Here is a 24,618-nt window from a genome sequence, read left to right as displayed (position 1 = left end):
GCAGCCGCCAGGCATCGCGCACCCGGCGTACCTCATCAACCTCAATACACCGGCAGATCGATGTAGCTCGCCTGCGCCGCGCTGTGCCAGACCCGCTGCGTGGCCTTCTGGTAATCGCCCGGCTTGGCCAGGTAGATGTTCGGCACGTAGGTCTGCGGATTGCGGTCATACAGCGGGAACAGGCTGGACTGCACCTGCACCATCACCCGGTGCCCCTTCTGGAAGGTGTGGTTGGCATTGGGCAGGTCGAAGCGATACGGCAGCACTTCGTTGGCGGCCAGCGCCTTCGGATCGCTGAAGCTCTCGCGGTAGCGGCCGCGGAAGATCGCCAGCGACACCGGCAGCTCGTAACCGCCCATCTCCGGCGTCGACGCTTCCTGGTCCGGATACACGTCGATCAGCTTCACCACCCAGTCGCTGTCGGTGCCACTGGTCGACGCCTGCAGATGCACCACCGGTGCGCCGCCGATGCGCAGCGGCGCGGTCAGCGGTTCGGTGATGAAGGTCAGCACGTCCGGGCGACCATCGACGAAACGCTGATCCTTGACCAGCCAGGTGGTCCACATGTCGCGGTCACCGAAACGCACCGGGCGCGGCACGAACGGCACCGGCTTGGCCGGGTCGGACACGTATTCCTCGAAGTCACCCTCGCCCGCCGCCGGCGCCTGGAACGCCAGCTTGCCGCCGGCACGCAGGTACAGCGGTTTGCTGCTGGCGGCACAGCCCTTGTCGCAGCTGCGCGGCCAACCCTTGAGGCGATCCCAATGGTTCTCGCCGGTGTTGTAGATCAGCACCGGCGGAGTGTCCGCCTTCGGCGCACCGTCCACCAGGTACTGGTCGAAGAACGGCTTGAGCACGTCACGGCGGAACTGCAGCGCGGTATCGCCATCGAACTTCAGCGCGCCCAGCTCGCTGCCGCTGTAGTTCACCTGGCTGTGCCGCCACGGGCCCATCACCAGGTAGTTGCGGTTGTTGCCGCTGTCGCGTCCTTCCATTGCCTGGTAGGCGTGGTTGGCACCCCACATGTCTTCCTGGTCCCACAGGCCCTGCAGCCACATGGTCGGCACCTTCAACGGAGTCTTCGCCATCACCGCGTCCAGCGCCTGGCCCTGCCAGAAGCCATCGTAGGCCGGGTGCTCGACCAGCTTCTTCCACCAGGTCAGCTGGTCCACGCCGGTGAAACGCGCGTAGTCCCCGGCCGAACCGATGCGCAGGAAGGTGCTGTAGTCGTCGTAGCCGAGACTGGGCAACGGCGTGCCCTTGCCGCGCTTCTCGGTCTGCATCGCGAAGTAGTTGAAGTTGACCTGGCGGAACGCGCCGTAGTTGAGCCAGTCATCGCCCATCCAGCCATCGACCATCGGGCTCTGCGGCGCAGCCACCTTCAGCGCCGGGTGCGGGTCGGTCAGCGCCATCACCACGGTGAAGCCCTCGTACGACGAGCCGAGCATGCCGACCTTGCCATTGCTCTCCGGCACGTTCTTCACCAGCCAGTCGATGGTGTCCCAGGCATCGGTGGAGTGGTCCACCTTGGTGTTGTTCAACGGCCCGCGCAGCGGCCGGGTCATCACGTAATCGCCTTCGGAGCCGTACTTGCCACGGATGTCCTGGAACACGCGGATATAGCCGCCGTCGACGAACACCTCGTCGCCCTGCGGCAGCAGGTCGCGCATGCGCGGCGAATCACTGCGGCTGGCGCGACCGGCAGCGTCGTAGGGCGTGCGGGTGAGCAGGATTGGCGCATTGCGCGCACCCTTGGGCACCACGATCACCGTATACAGCTTGGTGCCATCACGCATCGGCACCATCACCACGCGCTTGTCGTAGTCACGACCGACATCGCGGGCAACGAAGGGCTTGCCGCTGATGTCCGGGGTCATCGGCGGGGTTTCGGTGGCCAGCACGGTGCTGGACAGGCAAAGGGCAATGGCTACAGCGACGGCACGCACACGCATGGACAACCCTCCCGGCAGGAAAGCATCAAGCCTACTCCTGCCTGGAGCCGTGAAGTGTGGGCGGGCTTTGCATTCTGCGGTGGATGCAGGCAGGACTGATGGCACATGTGCCCCTCACTGCCGCTGCGCTCGCCGGGCATGGCCCGGCGGATCCATCAACCCGCTTGAACCTCATGCAGCGCCAGCCAGCGCCAGCGCCCTGCTTCCTGGCGCAGCACCGCCAGCGATTCCCGCCATACGGGTTTGCTGCCATCGATCGAATGCCCTTCGCGATAGCGCAGCACCGCCAGCGGCGAAGGCGCATCCACCGCCTGCACGGCGTCGATGGAAATCTGCAGCCCTGGACGCGCGCCATGGCCGCCCGCGAACAGCGCCTGCACGGCATTCCGGTCCAGCCTGCGACCCGCGATGCCGACCATGCTGAAGTCCGCGCAGAAATGCGCCATCAGATCCTCCAGCGCGTCGCTGCCGACGTCGGCACGGAACCAGGTCTGCAGCTTGTCGTGCAGGAGGTGGACTTCTTGTTCTGCGGTGGTAGCCATCAGGTGTTCTCCGGTTGTGAAAGAGTGAGCAACTGCGGTCGGCGCAGCAGCGCCATCGGCAACAGTGTCAGTACCGCGGCCAGACCCAGCGCCACGCCGGTGGCGTGGGCCGGCAGCCATTGCATGGCCAGTGCCAGCAGCAGCGCAATGGCGGCAGTACCGAGGCAGAAGCTGAGCTGGCGATTGAGATTCCAGAGGGCACTTGCGTCACCCAGCGCCTCACCCTCCACACCATGGAAGGCCAGCGTCTGCGCCGTACTGCTGCACAGGCTGCCGCCGGCGCCCATCAGCGCGAACAGCAGCCCGGCCAAGGCGACGTGCGGCTGCGGCAGCAGCGCCATCAACAGCAGGCCGCTGGCCTGCAGGACCATACCTGCACGCAACACCCTGGCTGCGCCGAAACGGGCCAGCAGGCGCTTGCTGGCTGTGATCGCAATGGCCGAGGCCAGCGCCCACGGCAGCATCAACCCACCGATGCGTGCCGCGCTGTAACCCGCCTGGTGCAACTGCAGGGTGCTGACCAGCTGGCTGCCGATGAACACACCGGGTACGGCCAGATAGACCAGCATCGCCAGCCGCAGCCCGCGATGGGACAGCAGCGACCAGCGCAGCAGTGGCTGCGCCTGCCTGCGTGCGTGGCGCAGGTGGGCCGCCGCCAGCAGCAATGCGATCAGCAGCAGTACGGCACCCGCGGCCCGATGGCCGGGTTCGCCCAGCCAGGTCAGCGCCAGCAGCAGCGCGCCCAGCGCCAGCATCGCGGTGGACAGCGCATAGGCCTGCAGGCGAGGTGCGCTACGCGCGTCATCGGCCGGCATCCACGCCAGCACCAGCCCGATTGCCGCCACCGCCAGCGGCAGGCTGGCCCACAGCACACCGCGCCAGGACAACCACTGCACCAGCAGCCCACCGAGCGCGGGCGCCAGTGCCGGCACCAGCAGCGCCACCAGCAGGATGCGGCGGGTCAGCGCGCCACGTTGGTCGGGCGTGCAGTGCCGGTACGCTGCCGCCTGTGCCACCGGAATCAGCAGGCCACCGGCCAGGCCCTGCAGCAGCCTCCACCCGAGCAGCCAGCCGATATCCGGCGCAGCCCCGGCCAATACGGCGGAGGCGGCGAACAGCAGCAACGCCGCCAGCAGCAAGCGGCGTTCACCACAGCGCGCGGCCAGCCAGGGCGCCAGCGGAATCACCACGCTCAGGCCCAGCATGTAGGCGGTGCCCACCCAGGCAAGCGTGCCGATGTCAGCGTGCAGCTCCGCCGCCAGCGCCGGATAGGCCACCGTGGCGATGAACATGTTGACCAGATCCAGGGCGAACACCAGCAGGAAGATCGCCTCATGGCGCAGGCGGGGGGACGGCATCGGTGGCGCTCCAGCAGGGAAGCGGCCAGCATGCCGCCAGTGCTTTGTTGTAAAAACACGACGGCAGCTGCAACACTGTCAAACCTGTTTTGACAATGGATCACCATGGTCAGCCTCGATCGCTTCGATATCTTCCGTGCCGTGGTCGAGGCCGGCAGCCTGACCGCCGCCGCCGACCGCCTGGGCCTGAGCCGCGCAGTGGTCAGCTTCAACCTGAAGCGGCTGGAACAGGAGCTGGGCGTGACCCTGTTGCTGCGCAGTACGCGCCACCTGGCCCTGACCGAGGCCGGCGAACAGTTCCTCCAACACTGTGTGCAGGCGCTGGATGCCGCGCAGGCGGCGATCGATGCCGCGCGCCGCGACCAGCACCAGCTGCAGGGCGTGCTGCGCCTGACCACTACGCCGGAGTACGCCCAGCTACGCTTGATTCCTGCGTTGGAGGCGTTCCGTGCGCGGCATCCGGCCCTGCAGCTGCACCTGTCGACCTCACCGGCACCGGCCGACCTGATTCCCGAACGCTTCGATCTGGCGATCCGCCTCGGCCGCCTGCCGGACTCAGGGCTGCATGCCAGCGAACTGGAACGCCATCCACTATCCGCGGTGGCGGCTCCGTCCCTGCTGGCCCGCCTGTCCTCTGTCGATGCTGCCGACGACCCCGTGCAGCTGGGCACCCTGCCCCGCCTCGGCTATCCGCGCCTGGCCGACGTGCCGGTGGTCGCGCCCGACGGCAGCGACGCACTGTTTGCCACCAACCCGGGTAATGCGGTGGTGCGCGTGGATGGCGCCAGCAGCCTGCGCGCCTTCGCCGTGGCCGGTGCCGGCGTCACCGTGCTGCCACGCTGGTTGATCGAGGACGATCTGGCCCAGGACCGGCTGCGTCCGGTGCTGCGTCAGCATCGATTCCCGCTGCAGAGCGTGTACGCGGTCTACCCACACAGCAAGCAACCCTCGCCGAAGGTGCGGCAGCTGATCGACTTCCTGCGCGGGTGGTTCACCGGCACGCCCGGGTGATGACGGCGCCCGTCGGGCATGGCCCGGCGAGCGCAGCGGCAGTCCGCAAACAGACACGGCCCCTTGCGGGGCCGTCTCATCAACCATCAGGACTGCGCCAGATCAGCGCAGCACCTGCTCCACCAGTTGTACATCCACGCTCTGCAGCGGGGCGGCGGCATTGCGCGACAGCTGCACCTGGTAGGTGCCGCCATCGATCTTCCACTGCCGCGCCTGCGCATCGTAGTGGGCCAGGGTCTTCGGCTCGGCTTCGATGCGGATGCGGCGCTGTTCGCCCGGCTGCAGGATCACCTTGTCGTAGCCGATCAGGCGGATCGGCGTGGTGCTGCCGGCCGGCAGCTTCAGGTACAGCTGGGCCACGTCGGCACCGGCGCGCTTGCCGGTGTTGCGGATGTCGACGCTGGCGACCAGGCGCGAGCCTTCCACGCTCACCTTCAGGTTTTCATAGGCGAACGAGGTGTAGGACAGGCCGTGGCCGAACGCGAAGGTCGGGGTCAGGCCCTTGGCCGCCATCCACTTGTAGCCGACGTTGGCACCTTCGATATCGAAATCGAACACATCACCGAACGGCTTGGCCGGCTTGAAGCCGAGGCCGTCGATGTGCGGGCGCGGCAACTGCGATTCATCCGTCACCCAGGTCACCGGCAGGCGGCCGGACGGATTGACCTGGCCGGTCAGCAGTGCGGCAATGCCTTCGCCACCGCGGATACCCGGGTACCAGGCCTGCAGCATCGCCGGCACCTGCGCCAGCCACGGCGTGCGCACCGGGCCGTTGGTTTCCAGCACCAGCACGGTCTTCGGGTTGGCCTTGGCCACCGCCGAGATCAGTGCATCCTGGTTGTCCGGCAGCTGCATGTCCGGCAGGTCCACCGATTCGGCGGCCCACTGGGTGGCGAACACGATGGCCACGTCGGCCTGCGCAGCAGCCTTGGCCGCAGCGGCGGCATTGGTGCCGTCCACATACTCGATGGTCGCGTCCGGACGCGCCGCACGCAGCGATTCCAGCGGCGAGGACGGGTGGAAGATCACCGGGCCCGGCCAGGTGGTCGGCAGCACGCCCGGCACCGCGTTGGTGCCCTTGGCGGTCACGCCCACCATCGACGAACCACCGCCACCGATCACGCCCTTGTCGGCGTGGCCGCCGATGATGACGATGCGCTTCACGCTGTCGGCCAGCGGCAGCAGGTTGCCTTCATTGCGCAGCAGCACGCTGCCTTCTTCCACCGTGCGCTGGGCGACGGCGAAGCCAGCCTCGGCGTCCACCTTCTGGTGCTGCGGCGGGTTGTCGAAGTTGCCGTGCAGGAACATCGTGCGCAGGATGCGCGCCACCATGTCGTTCAGGCGCTCCATCGGCACCACGCCACCGTGCACGGCCAGGCGCAGCGGTTCGTCGAAGAACACGGCCGCGTCGAACACTTCACCGGCCGACTGCTGGTCCAGGCCGGCCAGCGCCGCCTTCGAACCGCTGTGTACGCCGCCCCAGTCGGACATCACGAAACCGGGGAACTTCCATTCCTGCTTCAGCACCTGGTTCATCAGGTAGCCGTTCTCGCAGCCGTAGGTGCCGTTGATCTTGTTGTACGAGCACATCGCCACGCCCGGTCGCCCGGCTTCCAGCGCGATCTCGAAGGCCAGCAGGTCCGACTCGTGCATGGCCTGTTCGCCGATGCGCACGTCGTGGAAGTTGCGGCGGGTCTCCATGTCGTTCAGCGCGAAATGCTTCATCGACGAGATCACGTGCTGGCTCTGCACGCCCTGGATCAGCGCGCCGACCATCGAACCGGCCAGCAGCGGATCTTCACCGGCATATTCGAAGTTGCGGCCGTTGCGCGGGTCGCGCTGCAGGTTGACGCTGCCGGACAGCAGGATGTTGAAGCGCTGCTGCCACGCTTCGCGGCCCATGGTTGCGCCACCGGCAAAGGCAACCGCACGGTTCCAGGTGGAGGCGGTGGACGGGCCCGACGGCATTGCCGTGGCGAAATCACCCGGGCGGATGCCACCCGGATTGGTCACGCCGACGCCAGCATCGGCCGACTGCTGCGACGGAATGCCCAGGCGCGCTACTTCCGGCACGAAGCCGGCCGAACCCACCGCACCTTCCGGCAGCTTGCCGCCATCCTTGCCCAGCCCGAAGTAGCTGTGCAGCATCTGGAACTTCTCGTCTTCGGTCATCGCCTTCAGCAGCAGCGCAGCGCGCGCGTCGGCGGTGAGCGCAGTGTCCATCCATGGCCGTTCACCCCCCTTGTCGGCGGCATAGGCCAGGGTCAGCAACGTGGCACGCAGGGCGCTGCCTTCCACCTTGAACGGCGCGCTGCTGGCGGCCTGGAAACCATCGCTGAAGTAGCTGGCATCGGCCTCCAACGCGACACGCGCCGGATCGAAGCCTGCGGCCTTGGCCGATTCACCGGCCACCGCGCCGAGCAGCACCGCCGGTGCGCCCAGCCGCGAACGCGTGACCAGTGCCGGAAGCTGTGCGGCGCCTGCACCAGCATCGGTGTAGACGGCTACGGTGTGGCGACCATCGTCCAGGCGCAGGTAGTTCAGGCCCGGCTGGTCGGGACCGGATTCGGCCGCGATCGGCAGCCGGGTCAGTACCGCCTGCCCGTGCTGGGTCTGGCCGTCATCCTTGCCGGTGGAAATGAAGCGGTACTCATAGCCCAGCCCATCGGCCAGCAGCTGCAGCGGATCGACCTGGCCGATGCCACGCTGCACCTGGCGCACGCTCACCGCGTCCACCTGCAGGGTCTTCAGCTGGGCGGCCAGGGCCGGCATCGCCTCGGCGGTCGGGGCCTGTTCCATGGTCAACACAGTGAACGCGGCTGGGTCGGCCCAGGCCGGGGCGGCCAGTGCGGCAGACAGGGCCAGGGACAGTGCAAGCGGCTTTGTAAACGTTTTCATCGACAGGCGTAATTCCGTTGCCAAGGCAATCGGTCCAGGGAAAGTGCCGCCGAAGGGTGCAGCGTTCATGCCGCGCAGGGGTTGCCAGGCAACGTCCCGCAGGCCGAAGGACGGGCCGGTCTGCGCCTGGGACCCTCCTCCCGGCGTGACAACCTGCCTGTCCGGGCCGCGCAGGGCGACCCAATCATGTGAAGATTGTGCGAGGGCGTTCACACCTGTCAACAGGACCTAAGTCACAGGGCGACCGCGACGGTCGGTTATCAGGCCATCACCGGCAGTCATCAGCGCGCCGCGCGGGGCTGCCGATAATGGGTTGTCACCGGCCTTGAACCCCGCCCATGAACATACACCGCGACTTCGATCACCTCTGGCGCGACCGCTGTGATACCTCCAGCCAGCGCAGTCCCCGCGTGCTGATCCGGGTATTCGTTGCCCCGGGCGAGCTGGAGCGCAGCGTGGCCTTCTACGAGCAGCTGCAGGACGTGGTGGCCGATGCGGGCTTTCCGTTTCCCGATGCCGGCCTGCGCCTGGCGATGGTCGGTGCATTCCTGCTGATCGAAGGGTGCGATGAGGCGCTGGCGCCGTTCACTTCGACCACGGGGACGCTGCTGGTCGACGACGTTCGGCCCTATCACGACAAGCTGGTGGCGGCCGGCGCCGAGATCATCTTTCCGTTGCAGGTGGTGCCCACCGGGGCGGCATTCAACGCGGTGCATCCTGATGGCACCGTGGTCGAGTACGTGCATCACCGGCCCGACCCGCACGGGCGGTGAGGGTACGCACGGCCGGGCTGCGCCCGGCACCCGCAGAGGCAACGGCCGAAGCAACAGCAGAAGCGAAAGCTGGGCTCCTGTGGGGTGGCGGGGTGGGTCCGGTTGCGGGGGACGGCGCAAGTACGTCCATGTAGCCTCGGTCGCGCCATCCATGGCGCTCACGCCCCCGCAACCGGACCCACCCCGCCTTCGACAATTCCCTGCACAGCCTGCTGTAGAGCCGAGCCCATGCTCGGCTGCTCTTCGTTCAACTGTCGGAATATTCGATTTCGATGGAGATTCATCCACGTATGACGTGGATCTACAATCCCTCCATGTCCTCTCCCGCCCTGCCCTGGAATGGCACGCTGCTGCTGGATGCTCACGTGGCTGTGCTGCAAGGCCACGCTGGTGGCAGCGATACGCACGCGCACTACGCCCATCAACTGTTGCTGAGCGAAGCCGCTCCCTGGCAGGTCGAGATCGACGGCGTACGGCAGCAGGGCCAACGGCTGTGGCTGCCGTCATTCCAGCCGCACGCAATCCTGTCGGCGCCGGAAGCGGGCTGCACGGTGTTCCTGGAACCGGCGCATGCCGATCCCAACCAGATCCGGCAGCACCTGCTCGCGCTGCCGGGCAACGCGCTGGAGCTGCACGACTGGCTGCCAAGGCTGAGTCGCCCGCAGCCGTTGGACCGCCGCGTGCAGGCCGCGCTGTCCCGTATCGCCGAGCACCTGCCCGGCCCGGTGCCGGCTGCTGATATCGCCGAAGCGGCGCACCTGTCGACCAGCCAGCTGCACCGGCGTTTCCAGTCCGAGCTGGCGGTGACCCTTCGCGGCTGGGTACTGTGGCAACGGCTGCGCAACGCGCTCATGCATCATCTGCGCGGACACAACCTGACCGACAGCGCGCATGCGGCCGGTTTTGCCGACCTCGCCCATCTGTCACGCAGCCTGCGCCGCATGTTCGGCATCGGTGCCGCGCAGCTTCAGGGCCTGCAGCTGCACGCGACCTGACACGCTCGATCACCCACGCCTGCGCAGGCCTTCCGGCAGCTCCGGCACCTCGCCATGCGGCAGTTCACGGAACGGTGCCATCAGCTGCCCGGGATAATCGTGCGGATAGTCCGGCTGGCTGCCGATGCCCAGGTCAGGCCGGCCCAGGCGATAGCCCGGTGCATCGAAGGCGGTCCCCAGCACGTGGTCCCACACGGTCAGGAACAAACCGAAATTGACATCGCCGGCGGTGCCGTAGCGCATGTGGTGGAAGCGATGCAGTGGTGCCCATGCCATCACCCGACCCAGCACGCCGGGACGCATGTCCACGTTGGAATGCTGCAGCAGCAGCTGGATGGCAATGGCGAACGCCAGCACCGCGGCTACCGGCATCGGCAGGCCCAGCACCAGCAGCGGCAGCACACCACCCACCGCTTCGGCCGCCTGGTGCAGCGGGTGTTTCATCAGACCGTTGAAACCATACATGCGGGTCACGCTGTGATGCACCGCATGCAGCCGCCACAGCCAGCCAATGCGATGGCTGGCGTAGTGCACCAGAGTGATGCCAAGGTCGGCGCAGACGATGGCCATCAGCACCTGCAGCGCGAACGGCCACTGCTGCGGCCACAGCTGCCACGGAATGAGCGCTGCCAGCAGCGGAACCGCAGCGATCGACAGCAGGTTCAGGCTTTCGTTGACCAGCGCATGCAGGGTGTCACGCAGGCTGTCGCCCTGGTCGTGGTTGAACGTGGGGTCATACGGCCAGGCACGTTCGGCAGCGAACGAAACCGCGATGGCAACCGCGAGCAGGGCCAGCAGCCACAACGGGTTACCGTGGCAGTGGCCGACCCAGACGATGGCGGCGGCAACGAAACCCAGCAGGAACAGCGGGGCATACAGGCGGAGCATCCAGTGCTTCATGGGCAATCCGGAAAGTAAGGGGCCTGCATGCTGGCGCGGCATGCGGGTGGCCGGCTTGAACAAACGGCGCAACCCGGCGCGCCCCTGGTGGATGACCATCGTGGACGGCACCACGTTTCCCGCATCCACGCATGGCGTGGATCTACAATGGCGGCCTCATCGCGCCCGAGACCGGCATGGATTCCTTCAACCTGATGCGTGCCTTCCGCCGCATCGTCGAACGCGGCGGGCTGGCCCGTGCCGCCGAAGATCTGGGCATGTCGCCCGCCGGGCTGAGCAAGCAGCTGCGCACGCTGGAAACGCATCTGGGCGTGGTGCTGCTGCAGCGGACCACGCGGCGCATGAGCCTGACCGAAACCGGCCACGCCTATTACCGCGAATGCTGCCGCCTGCTCGACGAGCTGGAGGCGCTGGAACGCGGCATCGCCGAACAGCGCGGCGACGTGGCCGGACGCCTGCGCGTCAATGCACCGCAATCATTCGCGCTGAGCACGCTGTCGCCGCTGCTGCCACGCTTCCTGCAGCAGCATCCGCAGCTGTCGCTGGACCTTGTGATGGAAGACCGCCTGCTCGATGCGGTCGGCGAAGGTTTCGATGTGTCGCTGCGGCTGCGTGCCGAGCTGGACGACTCGCGACTGGTAGCGCGCCGCCTGGCCTCGCTGCAGCAGGTGCTGTGCGCGGCTCCGTCCTACCTGCGGCAGCATCCGGCACCGCAGGCGGTGGACGATCTGCAGGCGCACAGCGTGCTGGCCTACAGCCTGTCTGACTCGCCCGGCAGCTGGCCGCTGCTCGGCCCTGATGGGCAGGTAACGATCACCCTGCCGGCGCGCGCTACCGTCAACAACAGCCTGCTGCTGCGCGATCTGCTGGTAGCCGGCATGGGCATCGGCGCCCTGCCCTCGTTCCTGGCCGCACCGGCACTGGCCCGTGGCGAACTACAGCAGGTGCTGCCCGACCACCGCTATCCACCGCGCTTCGTGCATGCGGTCTATCCCACCTCACGCCACCTGCAGCCCAAGGTGCGTGCCTTCATCGATTTCCTGCACGCCGAACTGCCAGGCTGCGCCGGCCTGGATTCGTAACCGCCAGCGAAAACTGAGCTGCCCGCGGCGTACTGTTTCAGACGCGCCGCGCTGCCTAATCTGCCGCCTCCCCTCTCACCGATGGCAGGCAGATGTCTTCCGTTCCTTCCCCCGCTACCACCGCGCCGGTGGTCGATTTCTTCCACGACGTGGTCTGCGGCTGGTGCTTCGTGCTCGCCCCGCGCCTGCAGCAGGTCTCCGCCGAACTCAGCATCCAGGTGCGACATCGCAGCTTCGTGCTGCAGGACTCGCGCGCGCAGATGGTCGAGGTGTTCGGCTCGATGGAGCGCGCCAAAGCGATCATCCTGCGCCACTGGACCGACTGCGCCGCGCATGAAGACACCGCGCGCATCGATATCGAAGGCATGCGCGCACAGGACTTCGAGTATCCGTCCGGCTGGCTCGGTGCACTGGCCTGCCAGGCTGCCGGCATGCTCGGCGGCAACGACGCCCATGGCGCGATGTTCGATGCCGTGCAGTGGGCGCACCTGCACCAGCACCGCAACGTCGGCGACGCCGAAGTACTGCTGGATATCGCCGAGTCGCTGGGGCATCCACGTGGCGCCTTCGCTGACCACATGCGGAGCGACGCAGTGCGCCAGCGCGTGCAGGCCGACCGTGCCGAAGCCGCGGCCCTCGGCATCCGCTCCATTCCCACCGTGATCGGCGGCAACGGCCTGCGCCTGCAGACCCTGCCGCTGCCGCAACTGCGCCAAGCCCTGGCGCACCTGGTCGCGGCCTGAGCCGCACCGTCCCCCACCCTGCAAGGAGATTCCCCATGACCTCACGTACCCTGGCCACCGCGCTGGCCCTGCTGCTGGCCGGCACCGCCGCTTCCACCGCCGTTTCCGCACACGAACGCGTTCCCTCCGGCCAGCAGGTCGGTACCAGCCCCTGGGGGCCGAAGGACGAGATCGGCCGCCTCAACCTGATCACCGACGCCTCGCGCGCAGCGATCCTGTCGCGGGTCAGTGGCGGCAAGGCCTATGACCTGGCCACCGAGTACTACGTCGGCATGCCCAGCTGGCAGGACGCCGGTGACCCGCACTACCAGTTCTGGATGACCCATACCCCGCGCGGCACGGTGATGGATGATCCGATGGGCGTGGGTGAAACCATGAACCTCACCCGCAGCTACACCGGCACCGCGTTCTCGATGTACAGCCACACCGGCACCCACATCGATGCACTGAACCACTTCGGCATCCACGGAAAGATCTGGAACGGCTTCGAGGCCGACAAGCACCTCGGCGACCGTGGCTGGAACGTCACCGGCATCGAGAAATTCCCACCGCTGATCGCGCGTGGCGTGCTGATCGACGTGGCCGGCGCCAAGGGCGTGGACATGCTGCCGGACAGCTACCGCGTCACCCGCCAGGACCTGAAGGATGCGCTGGCACGCCAGCAGGTGAAGCTGCAGCAGGGCGACGTGGTGCTGATCCGCACCGGCCGCATGCGCCTGTTCGAACAGCCCAAGGCCTACATGGCCAACCCGCCGGGCATGGGCCTGGACGCCGCGCGCTTCCTGGTCGAGGACAGCGGCGCGATGATCGTCGGCGCCGACAACCTCAGCTTCGAGACCTTCCCCTCGGAGGTGTCCGATGACTACGTGCCGCTGCACACCTACCTGCTGGCCCAGCAGGGCGCGCCGATCATCGAGCTGGTGGCGCTGGACGAACTGGCCCGCGACAAGGTCTATGAGTTCGCCTTCATCGGCGGCCCGCTGAAGATCCGCGGCGGCGATGCCGCGCCGCTGCGCCCGGTGGCGTTGCCGGTCCGCCCGTAACCGGGGCCTGTGGGTGCCGACCTTGGTCGGCATTCCGTCCCACACCCGGTGGGTGCCGACCTTGGTCGGCATTCCGTCCCACACCCGGTGGGTGCCGACCTTGGTCGGCACTCCTTTACCCCTTCAGCAACCTGAAACCCTACCCTCCGATTTCATTAGTAATTCTACTCACAACGCGAGTAGCATGTCCGGTCTCAGCCCCTGATACCGGCCCGTCGATACTCGCGCCATGCCTGCCGTTTCCGCCCGTTCCTGCCGCTTCAAGCCAACCCGGCGCCCGCCTTGGAGGACCGGCTGATGGGTGCCGTCGTCGCCCTCGACCGGCTGCTGGACGGGCGCCAGCTGTGGCGCGGCCCAGCCCGCCAGGGCCCGGCCAGCGACCACCTGGCCAGCGGCCACCCGGCACTGGACGCACGCCTCCCCGGCGGCGGCTGGCCGGCCAGCGGGCTGTGTGAGGTGCTGCAGGCAGCGCCCGGTGTCGGCGAGCTGGCGCTGGTCTGGCCGGCACTGGCCAAGCTGAGCCAGCGCGAACGCCCGATCGTGCTGGTCGCCCCGCCCTATCGCCCGCATGCCCCGGCCTGGGCCGCCGCCGGACTGGACCTGGCCCAGCTGCAGATCATCCACGCCGCACCGAAACAGGCGCTGTGGGCCGCCGAACAGTGCCTGCGCTCTGCGGCCTGCGCGGCGGTGCTGTGCTGGCCGCACCAGGCCGACGATCGCGCCCTGCGCCGGCTGCAGGTGGCTGCCGACAGCGGCCAGTGCCTGGGCTTCGTGTTCCGCGAGGCGCAGGCAGCGCGCAACCCCTCCCCAGCCAGCCTGCGCCTGCAGCTCGACCACAGCCAGGTACGGGTGCTGAAGTGCCGTGGCGGCCTGCCACCCGCGCAGCCGTTGCCACTGGCCATCACCCACTGAGGCCGCGCTATGCATTGGGCCTGCCTGTTGTTGCCGCAGCTGGCGCTGGACAGCGTGCTGCGCCTGCAGCCGGACCCGCAGCGGCCACTGGTGCTGCTGCAGGGGCCGGCACAGCGTCGCGTGCTGCGTGCGGTCAGCCCGGCCGCCCGTGCGGTGGGACTGCGCCCGGGCATGCTGCTGTCGGCCGCGCAGGTACTGGTGCAGGACATGCACCTGCACGACTACGACCCCACCGCCGAACAGCACACCCGGCAGCTGCTGGCCAGCTGGGCCTATGCCTACAGCTCGCAGGTCAGCCTCGATTTTCCGCATGCGCTGGTCATGGAGATCGGTGCCAGCCGCGCCCTGTTCGGCGACTGGCTGACAATCGAGCAGCGGCTGCGCAACGAACTGCATGCGCTTGGTTTCCGCCATCGCCTGGTGGCCGCGCCCACCGCGCATGCCGCGCGCGTGCTGGCCAATGTCCACGACGGCCTCGGCATCGATGCGCAGCAGCTGCCAGCGGCACTGGCTCAGCTGCCTTTGCCGCGCTGTGGCCTGCCCAGCGAAGCGGTGACCGTGCTCGGCCGTTCCGGCCTGCGCACGCTGGGTGCGGTGCTCGAACTGCCGCGTGACAGTCTGGCCCGGCGCTTCGCCCCCGAGGTGCTGCAGCAGCTGGACGCATTGCGTGGCCTGCCCACTGCGCCACTGCGTTACTACCAGCCACCGGATCGTTTCGATGCGCGCATCGAATTCGAATACGAGATCGAATCCAGCCAGGCCCTGCTGTTCCCGCTGCGCCGGCTGCTGTTGGATCTGGCTGCGTTCCTCTGTTCGCGCGATGGCGGCGTGCAGCGCTTCGACCTGCATTTCGAGCACGACCTGCTGCCGGCCAGCGTACTGACCATCGGCCTGCTGGCGCCCGAGCGTGATCCCGCGCTGCTGTTCGAGATCGCACGCAACCGCATGGAAGCCTTCGCCCTGCCGGCCGGCAGCCGCGCACTGCGCCTGCAGGCCGAGCAGTTGCCACCGTTCGTGCCCGCCGCGCGTGACCTGTTCGACACCCGGCCGGCACAGGCAATGCCCTGGAACCAGCTGCGCGAGCGCCTGCGTGCGCGGCTGGGCGATGAAGCCGTGCAGCCGCTGGCGGTGCAGGCCGACCATCGCCCCGAACGCGCCAGTGGCACCCAGCCCGCGGTCAAGCCTCCGTCGTACTGGCCGCTGCGTCCGGGCTGGCTGCTGGACACGCCGCAACCGCTGCGTGATCCCCGCCTGCGCATCGTCACCGGGCCGGAGCGGATCGAATCGGGCTGGTGGGACCAGGCCGACGCGCGCCGCGACTACTACGTGGTGGAAACCGCGCATGGCCAGCGCGGCTGGGCTTTCCGTGAGCGCAATGATCCGCATGCGCCGTGGATGCTGCACGGCTGGTTCGGCTGAGCCGTCATGCACAACGAACTGCCCGGCTACGCCGAACTGCACTGCCTGTCGGCCTTCAGTTTCCAGCGTGGCGCCTCGATCGCCGAAGAACTGTTCGCGCGCGCCGCTGGCCAGGGCTACCGCGCATTGGCGATCACCGACGAATGCTCGCTGGCCGGCATCGTGCGCGCCTGGCAGGCCGCCAAGACGCATGGCGTGGCGCTGATCGTCGGCGCCGAATTCCAGGTCGAGGACGGGCCGAAGCTGGCCCTGCTGTGCTCCGACCAGGCCGCCTACGCCGGCTTGTGCCAGTTGATCACCACCTGCCGGCGGCGCGCGGCCAAGGGCGAATACCGCTGCCTGCGCGAGGACCTGCTCGGCCTGCCCGACGGCCTGCTGTGCCTGTGGCTGGACCGGCAACCGGCGGCCACCGATCTGGAACTGCTGCGCGCCGGCTTCGATGATCGGCTGTGGTTGGCGGTGGAACTGCACCACGAACACGACGACGCGCGCCGCCTGCAGCTGCTGCAGGCCTTCGGCGAACGCCACTGCCTGCCGCTGGTCGCCAGTGGTGATGTGCACATGCACGTGCGCCGCCGCCGCGCCCTGCAGGACACCCTGACCGCGATCCGCCACCGCTGCAGCGTGGCCGAAGCCGGCTGGCGCCTGTTCCCCAACGGCGAGCGCCACCTGCGTCCGCGTACCGCACTGGCCCAACTGTATCCGCCCGAACTGCTGGCCGAGACCCTGCGCATCGCCGAGCGTTGCCACTTCACGCTGGAGCAGTTGCAGTACACCTATCCACGCGAACTGGTGCCGGAGGGCCACGATCCGGACAGCTGGCTGCGCGTGCTGGTCGAGCGTGGCATCCCGTGGCGCTGGAAAGGCGGCATCGAACCAGCGCAACGCACGCAGATCGAGCACGAACTGGCGTTGATCAGGCAGAAGAACTACGCCTCCTACTTCCTCACCGTGCAGGACATCGTGCGCTTCGCGCGCAGCCAGGACATCCTCTGCCAGGGCCGCGGCTCGGCGGCCAACTCGGCAGTGTGCTTCGTGCTGGGCGTGACCGAGATCGACCCGGCGCGCAGCAACCTGCTGTTCGAGCGCTTCATCTCCGCCGAGCGCGACGAGCCACCGGATATCGACATCGACTTCGAGCACGAGCGCCGCGAGGAAGTACTGCAGTACGTGTTCAACCGCTACGGACGCGAGCGCGCTGCGTTGACCGCGGTGGCGATCAGCTACCGCGGTCGCAGCGCGATCCGCGACGTGGCCCGTGCGCTCGGCCTGCCGATGGACCAGGTCAACGAACTGGGCGCGGCGATGGACCACTGGGGTGGCCACGTACCGCTGCCGGAAACCCTGCGCGAGCGCGGCTTCGATCCGGAAACCCCGCTGATGCGGCGGCTGCTGGCGCTGACGGCCGAGCTGATCGACTTCCCGCGCCACCTGTCGCAGCACCCGGGCGGCTTCGTGATCTCCGAGCACCCGCTGTCGACCCTGGTACCGGTGGAAAACGCGGCGATGGCCGACCGCACCGTCATCCAATGGGACAAGGACGATCTGGATGCCACCGGCCTGATGAAGGTCGACTGCCTGGCGCTGGGCATGCTCACCGCCATCCGCAAGTGCCTGGCGATGCTGAAACAGCATGGCCTGCACGAAGGGCGCATGGATGCGATCCCTGCCAAGGATACGAAGACCTACGACATGATCTGCGCCGCCGACACCATCGGCGTGTTTCAGATCGAATCGCGTGCGCAGATGGCGATGCTGCCACGTCTGCAACCGCGCAGCTTCTACGATCTGGTGATTGAAGTGGCGATCGTGCGCCCCGGCCCGATCCAGGGCGACATGGTGCACCCCTATCTGGAACGGCGGAGGATCCTGCGCGAGCAAGGCCCGGATGCACTGAACGACCCTGACAATCCGCTCTATCCAGCGCAACTGGAGCGCGTGTTCGCACGCACGTTGGGCATACCACTGTTCCAGGAGCAGGTGATGCAGCTGGCAGTGGAAGCAGCAGGTTACACACCTGGCCAAGCCGATGCCCTACGCCGCTCGATGGCAGCATGGAAGCGTCGTGGCGGCCTGGAACCGCATCGCGAGAAGTTGCTGGCCGGCATGTTGAAGAATGGCTTCAGCCGTGAGTACGGCGAACACCTCTTCGAGCAGATCAAGGGCTTCGGTGATTACGGTTTCCCGGAAAGCCATGCTGCCAGCTTCGCCCTGCTGACCTATAACAGCTGCTGGCTGAAGTGCCATCACCCCGCCGCGTTCACTGCCAGCCTGATCAACAGCCAGCCACTGGGCTTCTACAGCCCCGACCAGCTGCTGCAGGACGCGCGCCGACACGGCATTCGCGTGCTGCCAGTGGACGTGCGCCACAGCGACTGGGACTGCACCCTGGACTTCAGCAAGGGGCCGGCGGCAATCCGCCTCGGACTGCGCCTGGTCGATGGCTGCAACGAGCCCGCCGTGCAGGCCATCATGCGCGAACGTGCGCGGCGCCCGTTCGACGATGTGGGCGACCTGTGTCAGCGCGCCGCACTGGACCGCCGCCAGCAGGGCCTGCTGGCCGATGCTGGTGCACTGCGCGGGATCAGCGGCCATCGCCATCGTGCACGCTGGGATATCTCCGGCGTGGAAAACCGGCTGCCACTGTTCGACCAGGCCCGCGCCACCGCCGAAGCCCGCGTGCCACTGCCCCTGCCCAGCGCCTGGGAGGACATGCAGGCAGATTACCGCAGCACCGGTACCACCCTTGGCCGCCATCCGATCTGGTTCCTCCGTACGCAGCTGCGCAGTCGCGGTTGCCTGGACGCAGCACAGCTGGCGGGCCACGGCCATGGTCGGCGCGTGCGCGTCGCCGGCCTGGTGCGCATGCGCCAGCGCCCACAGACCGCCAGCGGCGTCACCTTCCTCACGCTCGAAGATGAGACCGGCATGGTCAACGCCGTGGTCTGGCGGCACCTGGCCGATCGCCAGCACCGGGTGCTGGTCGATACCCAGCTGATGCAGATCGATGGCCGCCTGGAACGCGTCGATGGCGTGCAGCATGTCATCGTGCAACGCATGCACTGCCTGGATGAACTGCTGCAGGGACTGCGCAGCCACAGCCGCGATTTCCACTGACGATACACAACGTCACACAACGAACTGGCCATTGCCGGCCCGCATCCGCTATCGTCGGCACATCCAAGGAAGGACGACCCGATGCCCCGTGCACTGCTGCTGACCACACTGGTGGTCTCGACCCTCGCCCTGCTTGTTTCCGGCTGGACCGCCTGGAACCTGCATCGCAGCCAATCGCCACAGCGCATCATCGAGGCACGCGGGCTGATCATCCACGATGCAAGCGGCCAACCGCGGGTGATCCTCGGCGCACCGGTTCCCGATCCGCTCAGCCAGGGCCGCACCCAGGGGCCGCGCGCCACCGCCCTGTCCGGCCTGATCCTGCTCGGCCCCGACGGCTCCGAACGCGGCGGCTACGGCACCAGCGACCGCGGCGGCGAAGCGCTGCTGACCCTGGACGATGCCACCGGCACCACCGAAGTGTTCAAGGTGGTGGCCAATCCGGACCGTGGCGCCAGCCTGATGGTCAAGCACCAGAACAACACTGGCGCCATGCTCACCTCCTGGCAGGGCAAGCCGGAACTGATGTTCGTCGATGACAGCGGCCAGTCCTACTACGTGCGCCCGGGTGCCAACGCCGCGCCCTGATCTGCTTTTGTAGCGTCGAGCCATGCTCGACTGCTTTACGCGTACGGCAGTCGAGCATGGCTCGACGCTACAAACCACACACCGCCGCCAGATCATCGGCCAGCTGCTGCAGCTGCGCCGACCCCAGCGCCGCGCAGGTAATGCGCAGACCATGGCCCGGTGCCGCCACCGCGAATACTTCGCCTGCACGCACATGCCATCCGCGCGAAGCCAGCGCCAGCACCTGCGGATGGCTGTCCGCCAGCAACGGCAGCCACAGGTTCAATCCTTCCATCGGCTGCGGTGTCGGCACGCCACGTGCACGCAGCAGTTCCTGCAGCGACTGCAACCGCTGCTGGTAGCGCTCACCTGCCGACGCGATCTTCGCCTGCTGCGTCGCCGATGCCAGCACCGAAGTCGCCGCATCCTGCAGCAGGTGGCTGACCCAGCCGGTACCAGACGCCAACCGCAACCGTAACCGCGACGCGGTCTCTTCATCGCAGGCCAACCACGCCAGCCGCAGATCGGGACCGAGTGGCTTGGACAACGAGCGCAGCACAGCCCAGCGACGACCATCCAGCGGCAGCACCGAGTGATAGGCCTGCTGCGAGAGCAGCGCGTAGTGATCATCGATCAGCACCGCCACCTGCGGATAGGCCGCCAGCAGCTGGCGCAACGCCCGCGCCCGCTTCGCATCCAGGCTGGCCCCGGTCGGGTTGTGTGCCCGCGGGGTCAGCAGCACCGCGCGTGCACCGGCCCCCAGCGCCTGCCGCAGCGATTCGACCTGCATGCCGTGCGCGTCCATCGCCACCGGCAACGGCGCGTGACCCACCGCGTTGAGCACGTTGAGGCTGCCGAGGAAACACGGATCTTCCACCGCGATGCGATCGCCCGGCAGCAGCCACGCCGCCAGCAGGCGCTCGATGCCATCGACCGCGCCATGGGTCAGCTCCAGCGCATAGCCTTCGGGGCAGTCCGCATCCAGCGAGGCCCGTGCCAGCGCCTGTAACCTCGGGTCGACCGTGCCCACGCCGTACAAGCGCGGCGCCGCCGGGGCCAGGCGCAGGTTCGGCAACAGGCGAGGATCCGGGTTGCCGCCGGCCAGGTCCTGCAGCGCCAGCCCCGGCGTACTGCCCTCGCGCGCCAGCGTCGGCGGCAATCCGCGCACCACCGTGCCACGGCGGCCCGCCGTGCTGGCCAGGCCCGCCGCATCCAGGCGCTTGTAGGCAGCGGCCACGGTGTTGCGGTTCACGCCCAGCTGCTCGGCCAATTCACGCACCGGCGGCAGCACGCTGCCGGCCGGCAGGCGGCCCTTGCCGATGCCGTCGCGGATGCTGTCGAAGATCGACTCGGCGCTATGCCCGGTGATTTTCATTTTGTCCTATGCCAAAATATCTCTTGTCCTGTGCCAGTGTATCCCACCCTGGCCACCCTGCATTGGAGGTGCCCGCATGCCCCTTGCCGCTGCCGACTGGCCCGTCGCCCAGTCCGTTGAACAGATCGCCGACAACTTGGTCACGGTGCGCCAACGCATCGCCAATGCCTGCGCGCGTGTCGGCCGGGATCCGGCCAGCGTGCGCCTGCTTCCGGTCAGCAAGACCGTCGATGACGCCCGCATCCGCATGGCGGTGGCCGCCGGCTGCCAGGAACTGGGCGAGAACAAGGTGCAGGAAGCACAGCGCAAGGCCGAAACAATGGCCGACCTTGGCGTGCACTGGTCGGTGATCGGCCATCTGCAGACCAACAAGGCGCGCTACGTGGCGCGCTTTGCCAGCGAGTTCCAGGCGCTGGACAGCCTGCGCGTGGCCGAGGCCCTGCAGCAGCGCCTGCAGCTGGAAGACCGCACGCTGGATGTGTTCGTGCAGGTCAACACCTCGGCCGAGCCGAGCAAGTACGGACTGGAACCCGACGCGGTCGAGGCCTTCGTGCAGCAGTTGCCGGCCTTCGATCACCTGCGCGTGCGCGGCCTGATGACCCTGGCCATCTTCACCCCCGACGTCGAGCGCGTGCGCGCCTGCTTTGTGCGCCTGCGCGAACTGCGCGACCAACTGCAACACACCGCCCCGCCCGGTCTCGACCTGTCGCAGCTGTCGATGGGCATGTCCGGCGATTTCGAAGTCGCCATCGAGGAAGGCGCCACCGTGGTTCGTGTCGGCCAAGCCATCTTCGGCGCCCGCGCCACCCCGGACAGCTTCTACTGGCCGAACAGCGGAGCCCCGGCATGAAGCACGCAGTCGTTCTGCAACACGTCGCCTTCGAAGACCTCGGCACCCTGCAGCCGCTGCTGCTGACGCAGGGTTGGCAGTTGCAGGTGCTGCAGGCCGGTATCGATGCGCTCGATCCGGTCGACTCTGCCGACCTGCTGGTAGTGCTTGGTGGGCCGATCAGTGTCAACGATGTGGATACCTATCCGTTCCTGGCCGAGAGTATCACTGTGCTGCAGCGTCGCCTGCAGCAGCAGCGGCCGACCCTGGGCATCTGCCTCGGCGCGCAGTTGATGGCCCACGCGCTTGGTGCCAGCGTCGCTCCCAGTGGTGGCAAAGAGATCGGTTTTGCACCGCTGCTGCTGACCGATGAAGGCCAGCGTTCCCCGCTGCAGGCCCTGCAGGGCATTCCGGTACTGCATTGGCATGGCGAGGCGTTCGAACTTCCGGCCGGTGCACGCCGCCTGGCCAGCACGCCGGCCTGCCGTCACCAGGCCTTCGCCATCGGCAGCCACGCACTGGCCCTGCAATGCCATCCGGAACTGGACGCGCGCCAGTTCGAGCGCTGGCTGATCGGCCACACCCTGGAGCTGGCCCAGGCCGGCATCGATCCGAACGATATGCGCGCGCAGGCACGCCGCTACGGTGCACCACTGGCCGCTGCCGCCACCGCGATGTTCGACCATTGGCTACAGGACCTGCCGGAGATGCCGCGATGAACTACCGATTGCAGATCCACCGCGATGGCGCCCACTGGGGCCACTTCGACTGCAGCGGCCCTGATGCCCTGCAACGCATGGACGCCATCGCCGCACAGCTGCCTGCGGATCAGGGCTTCCAGTTGAAGCGGCAGAAAGGTGTCGGCGAAGAACGCATCCTGTCCAGCAATGCTGACGGCCTGCGCGTGCTGGCTTCACAGATCCAGTACCGCGATCTCTGACCCGACGATGGTAGTGCCGGCCAGCGGCCGGCACTACCCGACGGCATTCCGGCATGCCAATCTTCCGCCATGTTGACCCTGCAACGCGGCAGCCACCACGGGCTGCTCATCGCCCCGCGCTGGCCCTCTACCCATATCCAGATCGAAACAGAGGTGCTGCAGCGCCTGCTCGATGCACAGTCGCTGCTACCTGCCGAACTGCGCCTGCTGCTCACCCGCGGCTTCGAACCCAGCCACAGCCGCCTCGGTGGTTTCCGCCGCCTGGTGCGGCGGTTCGGCATCACCCTCTTCCGCACCTGCTACCCTCAGCGTCACGATGAGGTCGACGCTATCTTCGGGGCCAATGGTCACGACATCGATGGCTGCCATGTCGATGTCTCACTGGTACTGCGCGGCAAGCGGCTACGACTGCTGCCCCTGGGCGTATTTACTCCGCTGCGCTGGCAACGCCGTCGCGTCGCCCGCCATGCCGAGGCGGTCACGCGGGTGAAGCGCAGCCTGCAGCACTGCGGATTCGTGCTGCATCACAACCCGACCGAATCGTTGCAGATCCACTGCGATTACCCACCACGGTAACCCCACCGGCGGCCGTGCGTCGTTCACCGCCCGCACTCGTTGATGCAAATGATTCTCTTTTGCTGTAAGGTGCAGCCGCTGCCCTTGCCGCCGCGGGCTGTTCCCTTTCCCAGTTGTCGCCCGCCCCGTGTCCACGCCTGTCGAACCGACGGATGTCGCGCATCTGTGCGCGGCCCATTACCGGCCGCTGCACGCCCATGTCCGCCGCAAACTCCCGCAACGCAGCGACGCCGATGACGTCGTCCAGGAAACCTGGCTGCGTGTCGTCAAGGTCGCCACCAGCGGCCTGCTGAACAATGGCCGCGCCTATCTGTACCGCGTTGCCCACAACCTGATCGCCGACCACTACCGGCAACGCCAGCGCCGTCGCGAAGAGGCGCTGGATGACGCGCAGCTGCACGCCATCGCCGATCCTGCACCGCTGCCGGAGCAACGCCTGCTCGACGCCGAACAGCTGCGCCATCTCGATGCAATCATCGCCGCGCTGCCGCCGCGATCACGCCAGGTGTTCCTGCTGGCCCGGGTGGAGCAGTTGGCACTGGCCGAGATCGGCCGCCAGCTCGGCATCAGCCGGCAGACCGCGCATGGCCATCTGCTGCGTGCTCTGGTCGCCCTGCAGCAGGTACCGGGCGCATGAGCCAGGACGCGATCGCGCGCGAAGCCGCACGCTGGTGGCTGGACGGGCACGACGGTGACCGCGACGAGAGCGCGTTCGAACAGTGGTACCAGGCCGATCCGCGACATGCCGCGCATTACCAGCATCTGCAGCAGCTGTGGCAGGCCGGTGCAGCGTTGCCGAGCTTGCAGCGGCACCAGCAACGCAGGCAACGCCGCCGCCTCCGCGAAGCCGGCATTGCGGTCCTTTTGCTGTGCGCGCTCGGTCTGTACAGCCGCCACGCCTCGCCGCCTGCTGCTCAGGTACTGCGCACCGCCGCTGGCGAGATCCGTGATGAAGCCCTGCCGGACGGCTCGCATGTGCTGTTGTCGCCGGGCAGCGAAGTGCATGTGCGCGTCGACGCACAGCGCCGCCAGCTGCAGCTGCAGCGAGGGCAAGCCTGGTTCAAGGTCGCCGCCGATGCCGACCGGCCATTCCAGGTACACACCCCACAGGGCACCGTCACCGCACTGGGAACCGCATTTGATCTGGCCGTGCAGGGCGGCAGCAGCGTGGTCACAGTCACCGAACACAGCGTCCGCGTGGAAAGCGGCGCCAGCAGCGTGCAGGCCAGCGAGGGTCAGCAGCTGCGCTTCAATGGAAACACACCGGCGATCGCGACAGACGCAGACAGCAGTGTCCTGGCTTGGCGCGAACGGCGCCTGCACTGGGTGTCGGCCCCCCTGGCTGAAGTCGTCCAGGGTCTGGACCGTTGGCATGGCGGGCACACATGGGTCGTCGGCGAGCGCCTGCGCCAGCAGCCGGTCACCCTGCTCGGCAGGGCCGATGGTGCGGCCAGCAACCGCGACCAGCTGGCCACCCAGCTGCAGGTGCGCGTGCTGCACTTCGGTGCAGGCATACAGGTGTGGCTGCCGCCGCGCAGGGAACAGCGTGATGCACCCTGACATCCGGTCCGCGGCCGCGTCTACCC

22 protein-coding genes are annotated in these 24,618 nt (G+C 67.8%); 16 read left to right on the top strand and 6 right to left on the bottom strand.

Features of this window, described 5'->3' with window-relative positions:
* Positions 1-41 precede the first annotated feature (41 nt).
* The 3 genes from V9K93_RS13900 to V9K93_RS13890 form a co-directional block, all read right to left on the bottom strand.
* Positions 42-1,952, bottom strand: a complete 1,911-nt coding sequence (locus V9K93_RS13900; RefSeq protein ID WP_337302728.1) for a CocE/NonD family hydrolase — start codon at positions 1,950-1,952, stop codon at positions 42-44.
* Between the two features lie 155 nt (positions 1,953-2,107).
* The gene (locus V9K93_RS13895) at positions 2,108-2,494 is read right to left on the bottom strand and encodes a DUF4440 domain-containing protein (protein WP_337302727.1); all 387 of its coding nucleotides are present in this window, start codon (positions 2,492-2,494) and stop codon (positions 2,108-2,110) included.
* Positions 2,494-3,852 carry an MFS transporter gene (locus tag V9K93_RS13890; protein ID WP_337302726.1) on the bottom strand — a complete coding sequence of 453 codons (1,359 nt, stop codon included), beginning with the start codon at positions 3,850-3,852 and terminating at the stop codon, positions 2,494-2,496. The genes V9K93_RS13895 and V9K93_RS13890 overlap by 1 nt, the downstream gene beginning before the upstream one ends.
* Before the next feature lie 105 nt (positions 3,853-3,957).
* Between V9K93_RS13890 and V9K93_RS13885 the strand changes: the two genes are divergently transcribed.
* A complete protein-coding gene (locus V9K93_RS13885; RefSeq protein WP_337302725.1) occupies positions 3,958-4,863 on the top strand; it encodes a LysR family transcriptional regulator in 906 nt (301 codons plus the stop codon).
* Between the two features lie 102 nt (positions 4,864-4,965).
* Here the strand turns inward: V9K93_RS13885 and V9K93_RS13880 are convergent, their stop codons facing one another.
* The gene (locus tag V9K93_RS13880) at positions 4,966-7,761 is read right to left on the bottom strand and encodes a beta-glucosidase family protein (protein ID WP_337302724.1); all 2,796 of its coding nucleotides are present in this window, start codon (positions 7,759-7,761) and stop codon (positions 4,966-4,968) included.
* 338 nt (positions 7,762-8,099) lie between these two features.
* On the opposite strand from V9K93_RS13880, the gene V9K93_RS13875 reads away from it, so the two are divergent.
* Complete coding sequence (locus tag V9K93_RS13875; protein ID WP_295380692.1) at positions 8,100-8,534, top strand: VOC family protein; 435 nt, start codon at positions 8,100-8,102, stop codon at positions 8,532-8,534.
* 290 nt (positions 8,535-8,824) lie between these two features.
* The gene (locus tag V9K93_RS13870) at positions 8,825-9,529 is read left to right on the top strand and encodes an AraC family transcriptional regulator (protein WP_046984660.1); all 705 of its coding nucleotides are present in this window, start codon (positions 8,825-8,827) and stop codon (positions 9,527-9,529) included.
* A 9-nt stretch (positions 9,530-9,538) separates the two neighbouring features.
* Here the strand turns inward: V9K93_RS13870 and V9K93_RS13865 are convergent, their stop codons facing one another.
* Positions 9,539-10,429 (bottom strand): sterol desaturase family protein, encoded by an 891-nt coding sequence (locus V9K93_RS13865; protein WP_337302723.1) that lies wholly within the window; start codon positions 10,427-10,429, stop codon positions 9,539-9,541.
* 131 nt (positions 10,430-10,560) lie between these two features.
* Between V9K93_RS13865 and V9K93_RS13860 the strand changes: the two genes are divergently transcribed.
* The 7 genes from V9K93_RS13860 (at position 10,561) to V9K93_RS13830 (ending at position 19,333) form a co-directional block, all read left to right on the top strand.
* A complete protein-coding gene (locus V9K93_RS13860) occupies positions 10,561-11,511 on the top strand; it encodes a LysR family transcriptional regulator (RefSeq protein WP_295381929.1) in 951 nt (316 codons plus the stop codon).
* Positions 11,512-11,603: 92 nt separating this feature from the next.
* Positions 11,604-12,254, top strand: a complete 651-nt coding sequence (locus tag V9K93_RS13855; RefSeq protein WP_046984661.1) for a DsbA family oxidoreductase — start codon at positions 11,604-11,606, stop codon at positions 12,252-12,254.
* A gap of 35 nt (positions 12,255-12,289) precedes the next feature.
* Positions 12,290-13,297 (top strand): cyclase family protein, encoded by a 1,008-nt coding sequence (locus V9K93_RS13850; protein ID WP_046984662.1) that lies wholly within the window; start codon positions 12,290-12,292, stop codon positions 13,295-13,297.
* Positions 13,298-13,594: 297 nt separating this feature from the next.
* The gene (gene imuA, locus V9K93_RS13845) at positions 13,595-14,209 is read left to right on the top strand and encodes a translesion DNA synthesis-associated protein ImuA (protein ID WP_337302722.1); all 615 of its coding nucleotides are present in this window, start codon (positions 13,595-13,597) and stop codon (positions 14,207-14,209) included.
* 9 nt (positions 14,210-14,218) lie between these two features.
* On the top strand, positions 14,219-15,628 hold the full coding sequence (locus tag V9K93_RS13840) for a Y-family DNA polymerase (protein WP_337302721.1): 1,410 nt from the start codon (positions 14,219-14,221) through the stop codon (positions 15,626-15,628).
* A gap of 6 nt (positions 15,629-15,634) precedes the next feature.
* Complete coding sequence (locus V9K93_RS13835; RefSeq protein ID WP_046984665.1) at positions 15,635-18,745, top strand: error-prone DNA polymerase; 3,111 nt, start codon at positions 15,635-15,637, stop codon at positions 18,743-18,745.
* 81 nt (positions 18,746-18,826) lie between these two features.
* Positions 18,827-19,333: a hypothetical protein gene (locus V9K93_RS13830; RefSeq protein WP_046984666.1), complete on the top strand. Its 507-nt coding sequence runs from the start codon at positions 18,827-18,829 to the stop codon at positions 19,331-19,333.
* Positions 19,334-19,400: 67 nt separating this feature from the next.
* Here the strand turns inward: V9K93_RS13830 and ptsJ are convergent, their stop codons facing one another.
* Positions 19,401-20,687 carry a MocR-like B6 salvage transcription factor PtsJ gene (gene ptsJ, locus V9K93_RS13825; RefSeq protein ID WP_046984667.1) on the bottom strand — a complete coding sequence of 429 codons (1,287 nt, stop codon included), beginning with the start codon at positions 20,685-20,687 and terminating at the stop codon, positions 19,401-19,403.
* Positions 20,688-20,763: 76 nt separating this feature from the next.
* Between ptsJ and V9K93_RS13820 the strand changes: the two genes are divergently transcribed.
* The 6 genes from V9K93_RS13820 to V9K93_RS13795 all read left to right on the top strand — a co-directional run bounded on the left by V9K93_RS13820 (position 20,764) and on the right by V9K93_RS13795 (position 24,592).
* Positions 20,764-21,537 (top strand): YggS family pyridoxal phosphate-dependent enzyme, encoded by a 774-nt coding sequence (locus tag V9K93_RS13820; RefSeq protein WP_337302720.1) that lies wholly within the window; start codon positions 20,764-20,766, stop codon positions 21,535-21,537.
* On the top strand, positions 21,534-22,235 hold the full coding sequence (locus tag V9K93_RS13815) for a glutamine amidotransferase (protein WP_046984669.1): 702 nt from the start codon (positions 21,534-21,536) through the stop codon (positions 22,233-22,235). The genes V9K93_RS13820 and V9K93_RS13815 overlap by 4 nt, the downstream gene beginning before the upstream one ends.
* Positions 22,232-22,456 carry a hypothetical protein gene (locus V9K93_RS13810; protein ID WP_046984670.1) on the top strand — a complete coding sequence of 75 codons (225 nt, stop codon included), beginning with the start codon at positions 22,232-22,234 and terminating at the stop codon, positions 22,454-22,456. Before V9K93_RS13815 ends, V9K93_RS13810 begins: the two co-directional genes overlap by 4 nt.
* 69 nt (positions 22,457-22,525) lie before the next feature.
* Entirely contained in the window at positions 22,526-23,032 is a 507-nt protein-coding gene (locus V9K93_RS13805; RefSeq protein ID WP_046984671.1) for a hypothetical protein, read from the top strand.
* Positions 23,033-23,159: 127 nt separating this feature from the next.
* Positions 23,160-23,669: an RNA polymerase sigma factor gene (locus V9K93_RS13800; RefSeq protein WP_046984672.1), complete on the top strand. Its 510-nt coding sequence runs from the start codon at positions 23,160-23,162 to the stop codon at positions 23,667-23,669.
* Positions 23,666-24,592, top strand: coding sequence for a FecR family protein (locus tag V9K93_RS13795; protein WP_337302719.1), 927 nt, complete (start codon positions 23,666-23,668; stop codon positions 24,590-24,592). Before V9K93_RS13800 ends, V9K93_RS13795 begins: the two co-directional genes overlap by 4 nt.
* Positions 24,593-24,618 lie beyond the last annotated feature (26 nt).

Source organism: Stenotrophomonas sp. CCNWLW162, from assembly GCF_037203745.1.
GTDB classification, from domain to species: domain Bacteria; phylum Pseudomonadota; class Gammaproteobacteria; order Xanthomonadales; family Xanthomonadaceae; genus Stenotrophomonas; species Stenotrophomonas maltophilia_AQ.
Note: the sequence above shows the minus strand (reverse complement) of the source record. Positions and strands in the feature narration are given on the sequence as shown.